This is a genomic window from Bacilli bacterium, assembly GCA_036381315.1.
In the GTDB taxonomy this organism is placed as follows: Bacteria; Bacillota; Bacilli; order Paenibacillales; family KCTC-25726; genus DASVDB01.
In genome coordinates this window covers 14,748-32,463 of sequence record DASVDB010000082.1, presented here as the reverse complement: position 1 = coordinate 32,463, position 17,716 = coordinate 14,748, and the positions used below count along the sequence as shown (strand labels likewise).

Here is a 17,716-nt window from a genome sequence, read left to right as displayed (position 1 = left end):
CCAGATGCATATAGACGGCTCCGGGAATATGCCCGTCATCGTAAGCCGCTTTCCCCGCCGCGGGATCGGCCAGATCGAAACGGCAGTCGACAATAACCGGCTTGTCGTCATCACTGGCCAATTTGGCCGCCAGCCACGCGATTGGGACCACATTTTGCATCGAATTTTCTCCTCCTGAAGCCTTTCTGGCAGAACGCGAAATCGTCGGCCCGGATCACAGGTCAGGATCGCAGGCCCGGATCGTCTGTCTTGTCGGCCCTCGACCGACGGTTAAGACTGCCCGAATCCCGATCGTCTGTTGCATCGCGCTCCTAAATATGTTTCCATTATACCACAACGATTGTGCGCCAAAGGCACATCCAACATTCAATATCCAATATCCAACAGGTGAAAGGGTCTGACGAAAGATGGATTTCCAGCTTGCGGCCATGACGGAAGAAGCGGCGAAAACAATCTGCTCCTGGAGCTACGAACCGCCTTACGACATCTATTCGTTCTCCCCCTGGGAAACGCTCGCGGCGGAAAACCGCGAACTTGCCGATCCGCGCATCAGAAAATCGCAATATTGCGCAGTTGTCAATGAACACCGCGAGTTGTGCGGTTTTGCGCAATTTTTCCCGCTTGCGGGTTGGTTGAGACTCGGGCTTGGCATGCGCCCCGATCTGTGCGGCAAAGGATTGGGCGCAAGCTTCGTGCGCGCCATCCTGGCGGAGGCGCACAAACGAAAAGCACCCGCAGATCAAATCGATCTGGAGGTGCTTCCCTGGAACGAGCGGGCAATCCGCGTGTATGAAAAATGCGGATTCGTCCTTGAGCAGCAATACGAGCGAATGACGCCGTTGGGTCCGGCGCTCGTTCACTGTATGGTGTACCGGGGCTAATTTCCGGCAGGCGCAGCGCCGCCGCCTTGAGCAGCCGGCGGTGTTGCGGAAGGCCGCGGAGTAAGCCAACGATCCATATCGTCGCCTTCTATTTCATATGTTTTGCCGCCATTTGGGCTGCTCGCCGGCACGGGCGTGAAATTGGCTTTTTCCTGTTGCATTTTCGCCAAATCGTCTTGGAAACGCATCAGGTCGCCATAAATGATCTTATCCGAATTCGCCAACTCATCTTCCGCCTTTTGCAAATACGGCTCGCATGCTTGCGGGTCGATTTCTTGTCCCCAGTCCCCGCGTTTGTAGCACGTGTTGGATGTATAAACGTAATCTTTCGTGACAAAGCTGCCATCCCGCAGCACGACCAAATGATCGGGCGGCAAGTCGAACAGGTTCTGGCCGAAATCCAGTTCGTTTTCCCCGGTAATGCCCAGCAGGTACAAAAGCGTCGGGCGCAGATCGATTTGCCCTACCGGCGTCGAGATGGTTTTGCCTTTTACCCCCGGGATGTGAATGATCAAGGGAACCCGCTGCAAATCGATATATTCGTATGGCGTAATCGGGCGCTGCAAATATTTGCTCATCGCCTTGTTATGATTGCTGGAGATGCCGTAATGATCGCCGTACAGAATAAAGATCGTATTGTCGTACAATCCTTCCTGTTTCATTTTTTCGAAAAATGTTTTCAGCGCTTCGTCCTCGTAGCGAACCGTCGTAAAGTACCGGTCAACCGTTTTGTCGCCCGAATTGTACTGCGGAATCATCCGATCCTGTTCATCCAATTCAAACGTGTAATGGTTGGTCAGCGTAATAAACTTCGCATAGAACGGCTGCGGCACTTCTTTTTTCAACAGGTCGACCGCCTGGTTAAAAAAGTCGATATCCTTCAAGCCCCAACCGATCGAATTTTCCTCCGTTACCGTGTAATACTCTTTGGAAAAGAATTTGTCGTAACCGAGATTCGGGTACATGTTGGACCTGTTCCAAAACGTTTTGTCGTTGGCATGAAACGCCGCCGAATAATAGCCGTATTCTTTTAAAATTTTCGGAGTTGAATTGTAAGTATTCGTTGCATGCGTAAAATAAACCGCGCCGCTTGGCAAGCCGAACAAGGAATTGTCCATAATGAATTCGGCGTCGGAAGTTTTTCCTTGTCCCGTTTGATGGTACGTATGGTCAAAATAGAAGCTGTCCTTGATCAGACTGTTTAAAAACGGCGTAATTTCATATCCCTGTTCCGTCTGATTGATCACAAAATTTTGCGTCGACTCTAGCGAAATCAGCACGACATTTTTCCCTTTGGCAATGCCGAACAGGTCATCCTTTTTTTGCTGCGGGTTTAAAACGGGCGATCCCGGTTCCCTTTGCTTTACATACTGCTCGACGTCAAGCAGATTGGATCCTTTGGCAAAGGCGCGCTGCGAGCGCGTTTTGGAATTTTGGATGAAATCATAGATGTGGTAGTTGTAAGTGCCAATGCTTTTAACCATGATGCCGCGATCAAACGTTCTGCTCAAAAGTTCGGGGCGCACGATTTCCGCCATGCTCAAATTCACGAAAAACAGGGAAACGGAAATTACAAGCAGCGCCGTCATCCCCGACCGCCCGATATTGACGCGCGGGATTTTGGCAAACGCCACAATGGCGCTTAAGACCACAACATCCAGAAAAAGAAACACATCCAGCGGCTTCATCAGGGCAAACAGACTGTTGCCCAATGTGCTGGCGTTACTTGTTTGGAACAACACCGGCAATGTCAGAAAATCATTATAAAAGCGGTAAAAAAGGATATTGGCGTAAAGCACGAACGAGGTGAGCAAGCTCACCATGATGATTGCCAGATTTTTACGCTTGCGGCTGAACAAGAGGGCAAGCCAGAGGAAGAGCAAAACCGAACTGAGCGGCGAGATGAAGTTGATCCATTCCTGAAACATGGAGTCGATCGGCAATGAAAACACGAATCGTTGCACAACAAATGTTTTCGCCCAAATCAACAATGCCGCAAGCAACAGAAACCAGCTTCGCGACCACGAACTTCGCAGCAACCTGAAAACGGTATTCATTTCGTATGTTCCTCCCCAATTTTCCCGAAGCTTATCTATATTTCGCTTCGGATCTCGTCTGCGAAAGTATACGGCAATCCCATCGCAAACGCAACGCCGGCCAATTTCGAAATAACCTGTTGCGGCTTCGTTTTGCGTAAATGGAAAACCTTTTTCTCTATCCTATTATTTGAAACGCATAATTGCACAAAGATGTTGCACATCATAAGCGAAAATATCCCAATTCGCAACATTGCGCAAAAAAAATGCCCGTACCCTTGACAAGGTACAGGCATCGCGGCGCTGTAGCATTTATGCCTGCGAAGAAGCTGACAGGCTGACTTGATACCATGTTTTGCCGTCGGCGTATTCATCCGTGGAAAACGGACGCACGCGTGACCGCGGATACGTTTTTAAGATAAATTGCTTCTCCTCTTCGGACAAACGCAACTCGCGAATGCTTGTACCATCCTGAAAGGAATCGGCCAAAAATTTCGCAAACGCCGCTTCCTCATGTGGCGTCATCGGCATCCCTCTTTCCCGTCAGTTTTTTTCACCTTTTTGCCGGACAATTCGATCGATCTTCGCACGAGAACATCCATTGCATCCACGCAATACTTGCTAATATCGTCCCGCAGCTTGATGCAGGAAAGTTCCGTGCAGGCAATGATGACACATGCGCAACGGGCGCGTTCCACGAGTTCCCGAATAATCGCCGCGAACGCGGCCGCATCGGCGTTTACGCCGCTTTTTACATCATCGTAGATGATTTTCATCACCTTTTGCTGGACAAGTTCATCCGGGATGTGCGGAGTAAGCGCGAATTCCTCGCACACGTTTTGGTACACGCCGCTCTTGATTGTGCCGGTGGTCGCCAGGATGCCAACTTTTGCGCCCGGGCCGTAAACTCGGCGAATTTCGCTTGCCGTCTCTTTGGCCATATTGATTATGTTGATTTTGGTCATGCCCTGCAATTGCTCAAAGAAATAATGCGAAGTATTGCACGGGATGGCGATATTGCCCACTCCCGCCAACTCCAGCAGGCGAATGTCCTTGCGGATCGCTTCCAAAAACACTTCGCCCCGCTGTTTTGCAATCACCGTCGTCCGGTCGGGAAGCGTCGCATGGTTGACGATCACCATATCAATATGATCCTGGTCTTTGCCGGCTTCCGTATGTTCAACGATACGGTCAAAAAATACGGCGGTCGCCTTCGGCCCCATTCCTCCAAGAACACCCAAGCTTTTTCCAGACATAGCACGACCCACTTTAATCAGATTATTTTTACGCAAGCTTTCTATCAATCTGCGAAAAACTTTTTATACCATACCAGAAATACATACACGGTCCAAATGTAACGGGCGTGATTTTTTTTCCCGGTGAAATGTTCCTGCAAGTATGCGAGCAGTTTGTCGCGAACGAAAAATTGTCCGGCGATGTCGGATGCAAATGTTTGTTTTACGATATCATAGTACTTTTGCTCGCGCAACCAGTATCTTATGGGAACCGGGAAGCCGACCTTTTTCCGGTTCGCCCATTCTTCCGGCAATACTTCTTTGGCGGCGGCTCTTAACGCATACTTGGTGGCGCTCTTGTTCACGCGCAGCTTGGCCGGTATTTGCGCAGCCAATGCCATGACGACTTTATCGAGAAAAGGCACCCGCAACTCCAGCGAATGCGCCATGCTCATTTTGTCGGCTTTCAGCAAAATATCGCCCGGCAGCCAGAATTTTAGATCGATATACTGCATCTTCGTTACGTCGTCTTTGCCTTGCACCTTCGCATAGGCTTCCCGCAAAATGCTGGCTACCGACGGCCCGTGCCGGTATTCTTCCTGCAGCACCGCGTTCGCGTCTTGTTCGGAAAATACTTTTGCCTGGCCGATGAATTTTTCCTCGACCTTTTGCCCGCCTTTTACCAGGAAGGAAACGATGCGGTTTTGCGGCAGTCTCCGGCAGAGAAGTGAAACGGCGCGGCGGATGGCAAACGGCACTTTTTCATATTTGTCCATCAGCGGCGTGCTGCGATACCAGTCATAACCGCCGAAAATTTCATCCGCGCCCTCCCCGGACAACACGACCGTCACATGCTTGCTCGCCATCTCCGCCAAAAAGTACAAAGGCACGGCGGAAAGGTTGGAGTGCGGCTCATCCATGTGGTATTGAATCGTCGGCAGCGCGTTAAAGCAATCGTCGGCGTCAATCAGCCTTTTATAGTTTTCGATATGCAAAATATCGGAGAGATCTTTCGCCAAATTCGTTTCGTTAAAGATGCCTTCATGGTCTTGAAACCCGACGGAAAACGTCTTATCCGGCCGCAACAGCGTTGTGACATAGCTCGAATCGATTCCGCCGGACAAGAAAGAGCCTACCTTGACGTCGCTGATTTGATGGTAGCGGACGGACTCTTCCATGGTCGCTTTGATCTTTTCCCGGTAATATTCCAGGCTGTTTTCACGCGCTTCCATATTAACGTCCCAGTACGGCTCGATCGTGGCGGCGCCATTTTTGTACAGCATGTAGTGACCGGGTTTGAGCTTGTACACGCCTTTAAAAAACGTTTCGTCGAGAACGGAATATTGGAACGTGAGATACGGTTTCAGCGCGTCTTTGTTCAGCTCTTTTTTAAATGCCGGGTGCTTGAGGAACGATTTGATTTCCGAACCGAAGATGAAGCAGTTGTCGGTTGTATGTTGCGTGTAGTATAGTGGTTTGATGCCGAAAAAATCCCGCGCCAAAAACAGTGATTCGTTTTTCCTGTCCCAAATGGCAAAGGCAAACATCCCCCGGAGTTTCCGCAATAATTGCACGCCGTATTCTTCGTATCCGTGGATGAGCACTTCGCTGTCCGTGTTGCTGGCGAACCGGTGCCCCTTGGCGCGCAGTTCTTCCCGCAGTTCCTTAAAGTTGTAGATTTCCCCGTTAAAAACAAGCACGCAGCTTTTGTCTTCGTTATACATCGGCTGGCTTGCTTCTTGCGACAGGTCGATAATCATCAGGCGGCGAAACCCCAAAGTCACCTGTTCGTCCGCGTACACACCGCCGCTGTCCGGTCCCCGGTGCACGATTGTGTTCATCATATCCTGGATTGTCTTTTCTTTATCTACAGCCGCGTTCGTGTTTGCAAAACCGACGAAACCGCACACAGTTATCACCTTTCATTGCGCCGCATCAGCTAGATCGCGATTTGTTTTTCCGCTTTCAGACATTCAAGGACAATTTCTCTTTCGTTAAACGGAATTTCCCGCTTCCCGATGATTTGCGAAGTTTCATGCCCTTTGCCGGCAAGCAACACACAATCGCCCTTGCGGCAAATGTGAATCGCATGCCGGATCGCCTCCCTACGGTCGATAAACGCTTTATATTGGCCGTTCTCTTCTTCGATCGCTTCGACAATCTCGTTTATAATCATAACCGGATCCTGCTCTTTCGGATTGTCGGATGTCACAATCGCTATATCGGCATGTTTGGCCGCCACTTTGCCCATTGCCCGGCGTTTTTCCCTGCCCTCCGCGCCTGCGGCCGCAACATATACGCCGAACACCAGAATGATTCTCCCCGCGGTAAACGGCCGCAAAGACGTTAAAAGCTTCTCCAGGCCGTCTTCCGTATGGGCAAAATCGACAATGACTTTGTAATCGTCATCCTGGTAGATGACTTCGTGCCTGCCTTGAATCGATTGCACATTGCCGATGCCCGCCTGGATATCCGCCAACTTGATGCCGTTGCTGTAAGCGCAGGCAACCGCCGCGAGGCTATTATAAACATAAATAATGCCCGGCAAATTGACTTTGATCGGCACGCTGCCGATCGGGGTATGCGCGGTATACGCGGTTGAATCGGCGTCATAGTGAATATCCGCAGCGTAAATATCGGCAAAGTTTTCGACCCCGTAGGTGATGAGTTTGGCGTCGCGATTTTTGCCGGCAAGCGCCAACCTTCGTCCGTATTCATCGTCAATATTGATGATGTTGCAGTCTTTTGTCATGGCGAATAATTGCGCTTTTGCCTGAAAATACTCCTCCATGCTATGATGCAATTCCAAATGATCCGGCGTCAGATTCGTAAAAATGCCCGTGTTAAAGTTGCAGTAAGCGACGCGTTTCAAGCTGAGCGCATGCGAGGACACTTCCATGACGCAGTGATCGAGTTTGGCCGCGACCATCTCGGCAAAAATGCGCTGCAAATGGAGCGACTCGGGAGTCGTGTTGCTGTTTTTGACCACCTTTTGGTTGATAACCGTACCGATGGTGCCGATCATCCCCATCGATTTCTGCGCCTGTTGAAAAATGGAGCGAATGAAATACGATGTCGAGGTTTTGCCATTCGTGCCCGTAATGCCGATCAAGTTCAGCCGCTCGGTCGGGCGGCCGTAAAAATTGGCCGCGATGCCAGCCAACGCGTCGCGCGTGTCGGCGAATTTTAATATCGTTACGCCGTCCGGTGCGACAACGTCTTTTTCCACGACAATCGTACCCGCGCCCAATTCCAGCGCTTTTTCAATATAGTTGTGTCCGTCCGTCTTAAAGCCCGTGATGGCCACAAACAGGCCGTCCTTGACCGCTTCCCGCGAGTCGAAGGCAATGGAGGCTACGTCCCGATTCAGATTTCCTTGCAGCAAAACAAACTCCAGATTGTCCACAATCGAGGATAAACGCATAAAGTCAGCCCCAGTCCAAATTTGTTCAGCGTGACGGCGTTATTTTTTCAAGGCTTTCCGCAGCGCTTTCTGTGCAATCATGCCCGCGAAGGAAAACGCCGGCCGCAAGTCGCGTAAGTCCCAAATGGCAAACGCCTTTGGCTTGAAAAACGAGGCCAGTACGTTTCCTATTGTAAGCTGCCCGGTTTTCAAATAATCGCGGATGGCAAACAAATCCTCATACGCATACCAAAAAACCCGCCGCGTATCCCACGTGATCGCTTTCGGTTCGACCGCTTGTCCGGTTAATTCCTGATAGGTGATATAAGGAATATTCAGGCCGATCTTATATAACAGGTGATTAAAATTCGTAAGCCGCACATTGACTTCAATCAGATAGAACTTTCCTGTTTCCGCGTCCTTTTTGAACTCGATTTCCGCAAAGCCTTTGTATTTGATCGCCTCGAAAAATGCGGCGCCGATATCATACAATTCCGGCACCAATTTTTGTCCCGTGTAGACGGACGCGCCGAAATTGATCGGATACTGGCGATATTTTTGGCATGTGGCCCAATGCGTCACCTTGGCGTCCTGGTTCAAATAGGCGTCAAACGTATACATATGATCGTCGAAGCCGGGAATTATCCGCTGCACAACGACTTCCAGGCCGGCGTTTTTCGCCTTCTCCAAAGCTTCTTTCAGCTCGGTGAGGTTATGCACCTTGAACAATTTTCTGCGGAATTTTGCCATGAACGCTGGCGAGTCGACGGGTTTGACAATGCACGGAAATTTGATGATGCTTTCCACTTTTTCAAACAGGTTCTCTTCATGCACCCTGACCGTTTCCGGAACGGCGACGCCGTGTTCCACCGCCAGGCGGTGCAGCGTTTCCTTATTCATGAGCTTGGTATACAGGCCTTTTTCGGTTTGCGGAATGAGAAAATGCTCTTTCAATTCATCCAAATGCTCGTCAATAATTTCAACGTAAAAATCATGACAGGGAATCAATACGGGCGGTTCATCTTGTTTTTTCGCATAATCGATTAAAAACGCGACATATCCTTGCGGGTCTACCTTATAATGCGGTGAAATGAGTTGTTCGGAACAATACCTGGACTTTGCGCCATACGTATTATCCGCCGAATAATCAACCGCCACCGTGTGAATGCCGTGAACGCCCAAACAGCGAATCGCGCTTAGCCCGATGTAATAATTCGTGCCTAAAATGACCGCCTTGTTCTTCATTCCAATCAATCACTCATTTCTTCTATTAACCTTGAAAACCCTTGTCGCTGTAGTCCCATGCCTGGTTGTTTCTCTACAAATCATAACACATTATATCATTTTTTCTCTATAATTAAACTTGGAAGAGTTCGCGTCAGTGTCGCTTTCATTAGGGGTTGTCCGCGCATGAGCGTTGTCCGTGACAAAGGGAATATATCGTCAAAATCATGCGGGGCTAGCGGACGGCGGGCGGCGACCGCCGATGGTCGCCCTTCCGCACGGATTAAAAAAACCGGTGTCCTCGCGCACCAGCTTTTCATTCGGTGATCCTAAACTTTTCCTTAGCCCGGCGCTGGCACCGCCTGCCCTTGCGTCAGATCGGCGATCCAGGCCTGAAACTGCTGCGCCTCATCCGCTTCGGGTGGACAAAGCGCCCCGACGCTTTCTGCCACCGGTCCTGCTCGCCGATGGCGTAAGCAAAACAATTGTGCGTAGCGCCCCAATATTTATCCTTCAGTTCCTCGATCCAGACGTCCCCCATGATACCAAACTTAAGGCGAAGCCAGAATGGCGTCGATTTGCGCAGCCGTCTCTTTGAGCGCGATTTCTACCGGCTTCTCGTTCAACAAAATCCGCGTGACCATCCGGGAAAACGCGTCGTCCACCTCGTTCCACTGCGGCACCGGCGGCCTCGGCTCGGCATGCTGCAACTGGTCCAGATAGATGCGGAACACCGGCTTGAGCCTGTTGCGGTCGAAATCCCGAATCGATGGGATAAGCCCGGTATCGGCAAGCGCTTTCTGCACAGGCTCCGACACCATGAATTTCATGAACATCCACGCTTCCTTCGGATGCTTGGAACCTTTGAACAGCACGAGGTTTTCCCCGCCGATGATCGACGTGCCTTCCCGGACGTCGGACGGGAACAGCCCGGTCACCACATCCTGCAAATCTTGCCCGTGCTCGGCGTTGTTGTTCGCGGTGAAAAACCAGTGCGCTTCGTCGATCATCAAGATTTTCCGGTCGAACAGCCCGTCCCAGCCGCCCGGCTCCCCGCCGACGACGGTCGGGCTCAGGATCCCCTGGTCGAACCACGTTTTGAGCTTCGTCATGGCCTGTATGCTTTGCGGACTGTCCAGATACCCGGTCGCTTTCGTCAGAGAAGGGCTCAGCAACTCGCCGCCGAGCGTCCGGAAATACGGAAGCATCCCCCATGAACTGGAGCAGCAGATGCTGATGCCGTAAAGGCCAGGGTCCTGCGCCTTCAACCGCTGCGCAGCCGCAACGAGTTCGTCGAACGTCCGGGGCGTTTTGGCCAAACCGGCCTTCTGCAACAAGCGCTTGTTATAGATCGGCACCATCGTCGTCGCGTCAAGTGGGATTCCGTAATATTTTCCGTCGTACAGGTTCGTCTGGATGAGCGAGCCTGTAAAGCGCTGCTTGTAATCCGCGAAATCCGGCATCTCCGACAGATCGGTCAGCGCGCCGCTGCGGGCGAACTGCGGCACCCAAATGATGTCCATCCGCATCACGTCGGGTTGCTTGTTGTCGGCCACTGCCGCCACAATGTTGTCGTTCAGTTGCGCGGTGTAATTTTGCCGTACCGCATGAACGGCGATGTCTGGATGCTCTTTCTCGAACATCGGCAACACGTTAGTTTCAAACACCTTCGTCTCCACATCGCTGAACGTGTGCCAGAATTCGAGGGTCACCCTGGCGCTTGCCGCGGGATCGCCAGCGGACGCGTTCGGCTCCTCCACCAAATCATAAGACGAACACGCCGCCAGCAGAACCGGCAAAACCGCCGCAACGGCCAGCGCCGCGAACCGGACCGCCCTGTTCATCGCGCTTCCCCCTTGCTTTGAATCCGGTAGCGGTATTCGGCGGGCGTGCAGCCTGCCTCTCTTTTGAACAGCTTCAGGAAATGCTTTGGGCTGTTGAATCCGCAGTGGCTGCCGATATCGTAGATTTTGAGCGTCGTCGTTTCCAGCAAATGCCGGGCGTATTGGATACGCAAGCGGATGACGAAATCAACGAAGCCCATTCCCGTCCGCCGTTTGAACTGCTCGCTGAAGTAATTTTTGCTCATGTGGACATGATCCGCCACTTCCTGCAGCGAAAGATCCCCCCGATAATGTTCCTGAATATACGCAATCGCGGCTTGCACCGCGTGCTGTCCACCCGTATCCTTGGGAAAGGGGGAGAGGGCATGTACTTCCCAACTGCTGCGGAAATGCGCCAGCACCAACCGACAGATTTCATCCAAGGTGAACGCGCGACGCACTTTCTCGTTTTCCGCCATCAGCCGCTGCAGTTTCTCTTCCGCCTTCAAATAGAATGGCCCGGGCTCCAGTATGATCAGCAAATCGCCGGCCTGTTTGCGGATTTCGTCGGGCGTGTACGCCCCCGAACGCCACAGGTCGAACAACCGGCAGAGCGCAATCTCGCACCCTTCCCGATCAAGATCAGCCAGCCCGCGCGAAAAACGGTCGCGGATGGCTGCGGCGTCCTCCTCGCGCCCCGGCCCATCCTGCGGCATCTCCCGCTCCGCGGCGCGCTTGATTTCACCGTCGTAGCACCGGCCGCCGCCGCGGAAAAACGCGTGAACGAAGGCGTTCTCCGCCCAGCCGTAGGCGTCCGTGAGGCGGTCGGGCCGATGAAACGACGGGCTGATGCCGACCGTAAACCGGACACCTTGCGCCAGCAGCGTGCCGTGACTGTCCCGGATGGCGCGTGCGGCCGTTCCGGCCGGATCCGGCAGCAACATCACCAGTTCGTCCTCCTTGGTGACGCACACCGCCCCACCGGGAAAAAGCTGCGTCAGCGCCTCGGCTGTTCGTTCCATTTGCGAGATTCGCTCGATGTCGGACGGCTTCCTCTCCTCCCGTGCCGGCTCCAGCCGCCAAACGGACAGCACGAACGGCGGGCTCATCACTTCGCCAATCCGGTTTACATCAGCCGGCTGCCCGGAGAGCAGCTTTTTGATTTCCGTCCCAGCGCCCTGCCTCTTTTTCCGCTCCTGCTCCTGCGCATATTGCAGCGACTGCTCTTCCAGCGTCAGTTCCTCGTCCAGCCGGTGGCGGCATTCGTCCAGCAAGCGAATCAAATCTTCCGGCTCCATCGTCGGCTTGAGCAAATAGTCCACGACAACACCGAGCTGAACCGCCTGGCGCGCGTATTCAAAATCGCTGTAACTGCTGATAAGAATCGCCTTCAAATGGGGCCGACACTGCTTGCCGCGGCGGATGAACTCCAGCCCGTCCATCTTCGGCATTTTGATGTCGGTGATCAGAATATCCACTTCCCGCTCCCGGACAATGTCCAGCGCGGATTCTCCGTTGCCCGCTTCGCCCACGAGTTCGAGATCCATTCCCGCCCAATCGACGCAGGAAGCCAGGCCATGCCGAATAATCGGTTCGTCGTCGACGATCAACGCTTTATATCCCATAAGGCGCATCCCCCTTGAGAACCAAGGTTAATGAGACGGTCGTTCCCCGGCCGGGCTCACTTTCGATCTGCACGCCGCTGCCGGGTCCGTAATACAACTGAAGCGTTTCGTGCACATGCTTTAGGCCGATGCCGAACATGCCCGCTTTCGAATCGGCGTCGGCAGACAGCAGCGAAGCGGACTGCGCCGGATCCATCCCGACGCCGTCGTCCGAAACGGACAGCACAACCGCGGACGGACGCTCCGTCCGGCCGATGCGAATGCGGATGGTTCCCCCTTCATTGCGAGGCGCAAGCCCGTGAAAAATCGCGTTTTCAACCAGCGGCTGAAGCAACATCCGCGGAATCGGAAAATCGAGCAGCCGGTCATCCTTCTCGATTTCGAGCTGCAAGCCCGAACCGTAGCGGAACTGCTGGATGGCCATATATTTCTCCAGCAACGCCAGTTCCTGGCGGACCGTGCTGAAAATGCCGTCCTTACCCATGCTCGCTTCCATCAGCTCGACGAGAGCGGCGATCCCCTTGTAAGCGCCGTCCTGATTGCCCAACTTGATCATCCAGCGAATAGTGGACAAGGTATTGTACAAAAAATGAGGATTGATCTGGTGACGCAGCGCGCGAATTTCCGCTTCCCGCTTGCGCGCGCCGGCTTCATCGACTTCGCGGATGAGCGCTTCGATCTGGGCAGCCATCTGGTTAAAGCGCAACCCGAGCCGCCCGATTTCATCCCGCGACCGGACGCGAAAGCGGGCCTTGAAGTTGTTTTTCTCAATTTCCCGCATCTGCCGGGTCAACTCTTTTAACGGTCTTGTAATCCGCATGGAAAAAAGCAAGCCGACCAGCAGCGCGACGAGCAGAAACAAAATTGTGTAACGAGTGATTTTCCGCTGCAGCGACTGGATATCCCCGATAATTTCCCGAACCGGGACTTGCCCGACAAGTTTCCAGCCGTTTCCCATCTTGACGGAGACGACGTAAACCTCCTCTCCTTTCAGCTTCGTCTGAAATTCCAGTTCCTCCTCTTTTTGTGGCAAAATGTAGGACGCAAGCGCCGCTTCCTGCAACCGGGTGCCCCACTTTGCCGGGTCCGGATCGATCATGATGACACCGTCCCCGTTCACAACGAACCATTTTCCCGTTTCGCCAAGCTTGAACCGCTGCACGGCATCCAAAATCAGCTGTCCGTCCAGATTGATGACGATGACGCCTTCCGTCTTCTTCGTCCGCAAATCACGGAACGCGTCGACGAGGCTGAGCACCAGTTCGGTGTTGTCCCCGCCTCCGCTGAACGGATCGTAATTGAGCGGCAGCCACAACTCGTTGGCGTGGTTGCTCACGACGTCGCTGTACCACGAATGGCTTGAAAGCGTGTAGCGCTTCACTTTCGAGGGGTTGAACAGCCCGCTCCCCCAGCTTTTGCCCTTCTCTTTCAGAATGTAGATGCTGCGGATGAACGAGCTGGCGTAAATCGTATTGTTGAGCGTCTGGCCGATTGAATCTTTCATTTCAAACGTCTGATCCACAGTCAAATGGCCCTGCTGCTCTTCGTACAGCGCCTCCTGCAAACGGCTGTTGCGGAAAATTTGCTGCCCCATGTCCGTCCCGACCGTCAGCATCAGGGAAAGATAATCGGCCGTCTGCTTCGCTCCCTGTTTGGCGGAAACCCTGACGTGATTGCCGATGATGGACACGGAAGAGCCGAAATACATTGTGCTGATGAACGTTGCAGACAGAAAAATGAGCAGCAGCACCATCGCGATCAGCTTGGTGGAAACGCGCTCGAACAGCAGCTCCTTCAGCCACTTGATCATGTCGCTCACAGCCGTTCGGAATAGAATGAATGCGCTTTATTTTTCCTAGTATAGCACAGCAACACGCGAAACGGTACCCGCCCGCACATGCGCATGGCGGCTGCGGTGCGCGCAGGCGGCGGGATTACCGTTTCCCCGGATAAACGGCCGGATCGAACGTGCCGGCCGGGACGCCAGCGCGGCTCTTCACGTAGACGACCGACCAATAATCAAGTTTCGGCAAAATGAAGCGGATTTTCCGGCCGGACCATTCGGTCGGTATCCATTCATATGCGAGCGGCTGCGGCCGGATCGAGCCGCCGTCCGGTGTGGCCGCATACACCCCCTCGATATCCTCCACGACTTCCAGTTCGATCACGATCTCTTCGAGTGGCTGCGGCGGTTGCGCTTTCGGCGCGTGCCAGACGTCGTTGTCCAGCCCGATCAAATTCAGCAGATGGATGACCTGAAACCCGGGTTTCTCCCTGGCCAGCGTCCATATCGTTCCCAATCGCGCGTCGGTCGAAAACGCCACCCCTTCCTTGCGGAAAACCAGTTCATTGTTGATGCCGCCCGTGAACGACTCCGTCCAGTCGTCGATTGTCGGGTCGAACAGCAAATCGCGATACAGGACGATAAAGTCATAATAAGCGGTCAATCGCCGTTGAAAAGCGGGCGAAGCGGTGCCGTACTTCGGATAATACGGATCGGCGAGCACGCCGCCACGTTCGCCGAGCAGCAGATGGTACGCGCCCGAGGCGAAAATAGCCGCCATGGCAACCGTCGCGCCCGCCTCGGCCGCCTCCGGATCAACGGGACGCTCCGGGTGAAACGCCGGAAGATACGCGGCGAGAATGACCGGCTTCGCCGTCAAAGCCCGGGCCCGCCGGACGAGTGCATAGAGATCGTACAGCCTTGTCACCGGATCCCAAACTTCGATGTACAAGGCGTCCTGTGCCGCAGCGGCGGTCGTGTGCAGCGGATAGGAGCCGACGTTGTTGAAAATGAGGCCGGCGTCCGGCGTCTTTTCCCGGCTCCGGTTGATGATCGCAGGATACAGTTCCTTCAGCCGGACGACTTCGGCGCCGCCGTCCGTTTTGCGGATCGCCTGTTTTGGAAATCCGTACTGATCCAGGTGCAGCCCGTCAAACCCCCACGCGACCGCTGCCGCAAACTGGTCGGTGATGTGCTCGGTCCATGCGGAGCCCGGGGAAATGTCCATAATATAAAAGAAGTTGCCCAACCGGTAGGGAACGCCGTCATTCTGGTACAGCACCTGCTCCGGATGCGCCCGGGCGTAATCCGGCAGGCTGGCATACACCGCCGCGTAGGCCAGGGAAGCGATGCCCCTGGCTTTCAGCGCCGCGATTTTGCGCCGCACGACATCCAGCGACACCGTTCGCCCTAGCGGATCGGTGAACGGTTCCTCATCCGTGAGCAGCCGGTCGTGCCGATACATCCAGTCGTAAAACTGAACGACGTTCAGATGGTGTCGGTTCAGGAACGCCACGTCCCCATCGTCCCGGTCATCCGGCGGGAAATCGCTCAGAAAGCCGTAGCGGGGCGCCTCGCGCCAATGGGCGGCGACATCGTAGGCGGTTTCCGCGCTTACCTGAACGCCGCCGTTTCCCTCGTCGCCAACTGAAACGAACACCCCGTAAGCGCCCGAAGCTTTATCGAAGGCGGGAATGCGAAGTTCCGCCGCAAGGACGCCGTCCCGTTCCTTGCGCAGCTCGCCTTCCCCTTCCAGCAAGATCCGGTGTAACTCGCACACCGACCAGCGAAACGGCAGCCGTTCCGCATCAAACTTCGCTTCGACCCGGATGACGGCCGGCTCGCCTGGACGGTATTGCGCCTTGTCCGGCGTCAATTCGACCGCCAGCGCGGAAGCCGCAATCCGCATGTTTTTGTCCATACTCTAACCCTCCGTATCTCGATGCTAACTTTTGACGCTGCCGTCCGAAAGGTTCGCCTGTACGAACTGCTTTTGGAACACGAAAAACACGATGATCGTCGGTATGAGCGCGATGATCGACGCGGCGAAAAACAATCCGTAATAGGAGGCGTACTGTCCCCGGAATAGTTGCAGCGCGATCGGCAAGGTGCGGTGAATTTCCGATTTCATGACCGTTAACGCCACAACGAACTCATCCCACGTCCCCTGAAACGAGAAGATCGCCAGCGTGCCAATCGCCGGCAGCGAAAGCGGGATGTAGATGACGCGGAAAATGGTGAACCGGCTTCCGCCGTCGATCAAGATCGATTCCTCCAACTCCCGGGGAATCCGTTCGAAAAAACCGCGCAAAAAGAAGGTGCTGCCAACCAGTCCCGAACCGACGTACAGCAAGATGAGCCCGGCGTAGTTGTCTACCAGCCGGAGGCTTTTCAGAATCGTGAACTGCGGAATGATGTTGAGAAACCCCGGCACGAACAGCGTGAACAGAAACAGCCGGAACAGCAGTTCTTTTCCCGGGAATTCGAAGCGCGCAAAAGCGTACGCCATGCTCGCGGACAAAGTAAGCGAGAACAGCATCGTGCACGCCGTCACAAATAAGCTGTTGCGGAAATAGAGCTGAAAATGGTTTTTGCCCCAGGCCTGCGCGAAGTTTTGCAGCGTCTTTGTATCGTGCAGCAGCTTCTGCGGGCTCGGCAGGCTGAAGTTGTCCACCGTCAGCGACGTCAGCACCATGTACACAAACGGTCCGATCACGAGAAAAATACCGAGAAAAAGCAACAGATGAACAATCCATGTTTTGACGATTTTCATGGCGTCAGCTCCTTAATATTCGATCCGGTCCCTGCCGATCGTGCGTTGTTGCGCATACGTCAGGACGAAAATCAGTGCCCCGAGGCAAACGCTGATGGCAGAGGCATAGCCAAAATCGAAATACTGAAACGCCTGTTTGTACAGGTAAGTGTTGAGCAGTTGCGTGGTGTCCAGCGGACCGCCCTGCGTAATCGCGTATACCTGGATAAACGCCTGTACCGCACCGTTGATCAGATTGATGATGACGTAGGCGGTGACGGGACGCATGAGCGGCAAGGTGATGGACAGGAACGCCCTTATGCCTTTCGCGCCGTCGATTTCCGCGGCCTCGTAAAGAGCGGCCGGAATTGACTGCAGCGCCGCCAGATAAAGCACCATGACCCAGCCTGCGCCTTTCCAGATGCTGACGATCCACACGACCAAATTGGCGGACCATGTATGTTGCAGCCAGCCGATCGGCTCCCGCAGCACATGCAGAACGTCAACGAGAAAATAGTTGACCAGGCCTTCGTTCCCGTCGGCAAATAAAAACTGGAATAAATACGACACGACGATCCAGGAGCTGATGACTGGCACGTAGTAGATAAGCCGCCAGAACACCTTGACGCGCACCGTCCGCAAGTTGATCAGCAGAGCAAGCAACATGCCGCATAGCCATTGCCCCGGTACGGTCACCAGCACCATGAGCAGGGAGTTGCGCAGCGCGATGCCGTTTTTCGGGTCCCGGAACACGTGGGCGTAGTTGGCGAATCCGACGGACGTGCTCGTGTCCGGCTTGATGACATTATAGTGAAAGAAACTGATGTACATCCCCTTCACCATCGGATACAGGACGAAAGCAAGTGTCAGCACCAATCCGACGAGCAGAAAGGGAGCCACCTGGACATACTGCTTCAGCGCTTTTGGCATGTGACATTCGATCCTTTTCGGTAC

14 protein-coding genes and 1 pseudogene are annotated in these 17,716 nt (G+C 53.9%); 1 reads left to right on the top strand and 14 read right to left on the bottom strand.

Annotated features, from left to right (window positions below):
- Positions 1-160 (bottom strand): rhodanese-like domain-containing protein (locus tag VF260_06525; protein HEX7056835.1); only part of this gene is annotated, 160 nt, incomplete at its 3' end.
- A gap of 247 nt (positions 161-407) precedes the next feature.
- Between VF260_06525 and VF260_06520 the strand changes: the two genes are divergently transcribed.
- Complete coding sequence (locus VF260_06520; protein HEX7056834.1) at positions 408-881, top strand: GNAT family protein; 474 nt, start codon at positions 408-410, stop codon at positions 879-881.
- On the opposite strand, the gene VF260_06515 is transcribed toward VF260_06520, so the two are convergent.
- The 13 genes and pseudogenes from VF260_06515 to VF260_06455 all read right to left on the bottom strand — a co-directional run bounded on the left by VF260_06515 (position 878) and on the right by VF260_06455 (position 17,692).
- Positions 878-2,938 (bottom strand): LTA synthase family protein, encoded by a 2,061-nt coding sequence (locus VF260_06515; protein ID HEX7056833.1) that lies wholly within the window; start codon positions 2,936-2,938, stop codon positions 878-880. The two genes, VF260_06520 and VF260_06515, sit on opposite strands and share 4 nt — an antisense overlap.
- 291 nt (positions 2,939-3,229) lie before the next feature.
- A complete protein-coding gene (locus VF260_06510; GenBank protein HEX7056832.1) occupies positions 3,230-3,442 on the bottom strand; it encodes a hypothetical protein in 213 nt (70 codons plus the stop codon).
- Positions 3,439-4,173: an amino acid racemase gene (locus tag VF260_06505; GenBank protein ID HEX7056831.1), complete on the bottom strand. Its 735-nt coding sequence runs from the start codon at positions 4,171-4,173 to the stop codon at positions 3,439-3,441. Before VF260_06505 ends, VF260_06510 begins: the two co-directional genes overlap by 4 nt.
- 44 nt (positions 4,174-4,217) lie before the next feature.
- A complete protein-coding gene (gene asnB / locus VF260_06500) occupies positions 4,218-6,062 on the bottom strand; it encodes an asparagine synthase (glutamine-hydrolyzing) (GenBank protein HEX7056830.1) in 1,845 nt (614 codons plus the stop codon).
- Between the two features lie 29 nt (positions 6,063-6,091).
- Positions 6,092-7,576: a UDP-N-acetylmuramoyl-L-alanyl-D-glutamate--2,6-diaminopimelate ligase gene (locus tag VF260_06495; GenBank protein HEX7056829.1), complete on the bottom strand. Its 1,485-nt coding sequence runs from the start codon at positions 7,574-7,576 to the stop codon at positions 6,092-6,094.
- A gap of 39 nt (positions 7,577-7,615) precedes the next feature.
- The gene (locus tag VF260_06490) at positions 7,616-8,800 is read right to left on the bottom strand and encodes a carboxylate--amine ligase (protein HEX7056828.1); all 1,185 of its coding nucleotides are present in this window, start codon (positions 8,798-8,800) and stop codon (positions 7,616-7,618) included.
- A 415-nt stretch (positions 8,801-9,215) separates the two neighbouring features.
- A pseudogene (locus tag VF260_06485) lies at positions 9,216-9,308 on the bottom strand (YigZ family protein).
- Positions 9,309-9,330: 22 nt separating this feature from the next.
- A complete protein-coding gene (locus tag VF260_06480; GenBank protein HEX7056827.1) occupies positions 9,331-10,623 on the bottom strand; it encodes an extracellular solute-binding protein in 1,293 nt (430 codons plus the stop codon).
- A complete protein-coding gene (locus VF260_06475) occupies positions 10,620-12,227 on the bottom strand; it encodes a response regulator (GenBank protein HEX7056826.1) in 1,608 nt (535 codons plus the stop codon). Before VF260_06475 ends, VF260_06480 begins: the two co-directional genes overlap by 4 nt.
- Positions 12,217-14,037, bottom strand: a complete 1,821-nt coding sequence (locus tag VF260_06470) for a sensor histidine kinase (protein HEX7056825.1) — start codon at positions 14,035-14,037, stop codon at positions 12,217-12,219. Before VF260_06470 ends, VF260_06475 begins: the two co-directional genes overlap by 11 nt.
- A 124-nt stretch (positions 14,038-14,161) precedes the next feature.
- On the bottom strand, positions 14,162-15,931 hold the full coding sequence (locus VF260_06465) for a glycoside hydrolase family 66 protein (GenBank protein HEX7056824.1): 1,770 nt from the start codon (positions 15,929-15,931) through the stop codon (positions 14,162-14,164).
- A gap of 24 nt (positions 15,932-15,955) precedes the next feature.
- Positions 15,956-16,783, bottom strand: a complete 828-nt coding sequence (locus VF260_06460) for a carbohydrate ABC transporter permease (GenBank protein HEX7056823.1) — start codon at positions 16,781-16,783, stop codon at positions 15,956-15,958.
- Positions 16,784-16,795: 12 nt separating this feature from the next.
- Positions 16,796-17,692 (bottom strand): sugar ABC transporter permease, encoded by an 897-nt coding sequence (locus VF260_06455; GenBank protein ID HEX7056822.1) that lies wholly within the window; start codon positions 17,690-17,692, stop codon positions 16,796-16,798.
- Positions 17,693-17,716: the final 24 nt, after the last annotated feature.

Bases quoted from the DNA above. Each gene is read 5' to 3' on its own strand.
- VF260_06480 (HEX7056827.1), bottom strand. From the start codon at position 10,623: ATGAACAGGGCGGTCCGGTTCGCGGCGCTGGCCGTTGCGGCGGTTTTG.
- VF260_06510 (HEX7056832.1), bottom strand. From the start codon at position 3,442: ATGACGCCACATGAGGAAGCGGCGTTTGCGAAATTTTTGGCCGATTCC.
- VF260_06495 (HEX7056829.1), bottom strand. From the start codon at position 7,576: ATGCGTTTATCCTCGATTGTGGACAATCTGGAGTTTGTTTTGCTGCAA.
- VF260_06460 (HEX7056823.1), bottom strand. From the start codon at position 16,783: ATGAAAATCGTCAAAACATGGATTGTTCATCTGTTGCTTTTTCTCGGT.
- VF260_06515 (HEX7056833.1), bottom strand. From the start codon at position 2,938: ATGAATACCGTTTTCAGGTTGCTGCGAAGTTCGTGGTCGCGAAGCTGG.
- VF260_06505 (HEX7056831.1), bottom strand. From the start codon at position 4,173: ATGTCTGGAAAAAGCTTGGGTGTTCTTGGAGGAATGGGGCCGAAGGCG.
- VF260_06455 (HEX7056822.1), bottom strand. From the start codon at position 17,692: ATGCCAAAAGCGCTGAAGCAGTATGTCCAGGTGGCTCCCTTTCTGCTC.
- VF260_06470 (HEX7056825.1), bottom strand. From the start codon at position 14,037: ATGATCAAGTGGCTGAAGGAGCTGCTGTTCGAGCGCGTTTCCACCAAG.
- VF260_06520 (HEX7056834.1), top strand. From the start codon at position 408: ATGGATTTCCAGCTTGCGGCCATGACGGAAGAAGCGGCGAAAACAATC.
- VF260_06465 (HEX7056824.1), bottom strand. From the start codon at position 15,931: ATGGACAAAAACATGCGGATTGCGGCTTCCGCGCTGGCGGTCGAATTG.
- VF260_06490 (HEX7056828.1), bottom strand. From the start codon at position 8,800: ATGAAGAACAAGGCGGTCATTTTAGGCACGAATTATTACATCGGGCTA.
- VF260_06475 (HEX7056826.1), bottom strand. From the start codon at position 12,227: ATGGGATATAAAGCGTTGATCGTCGACGACGAACCGATTATTCGGCAT.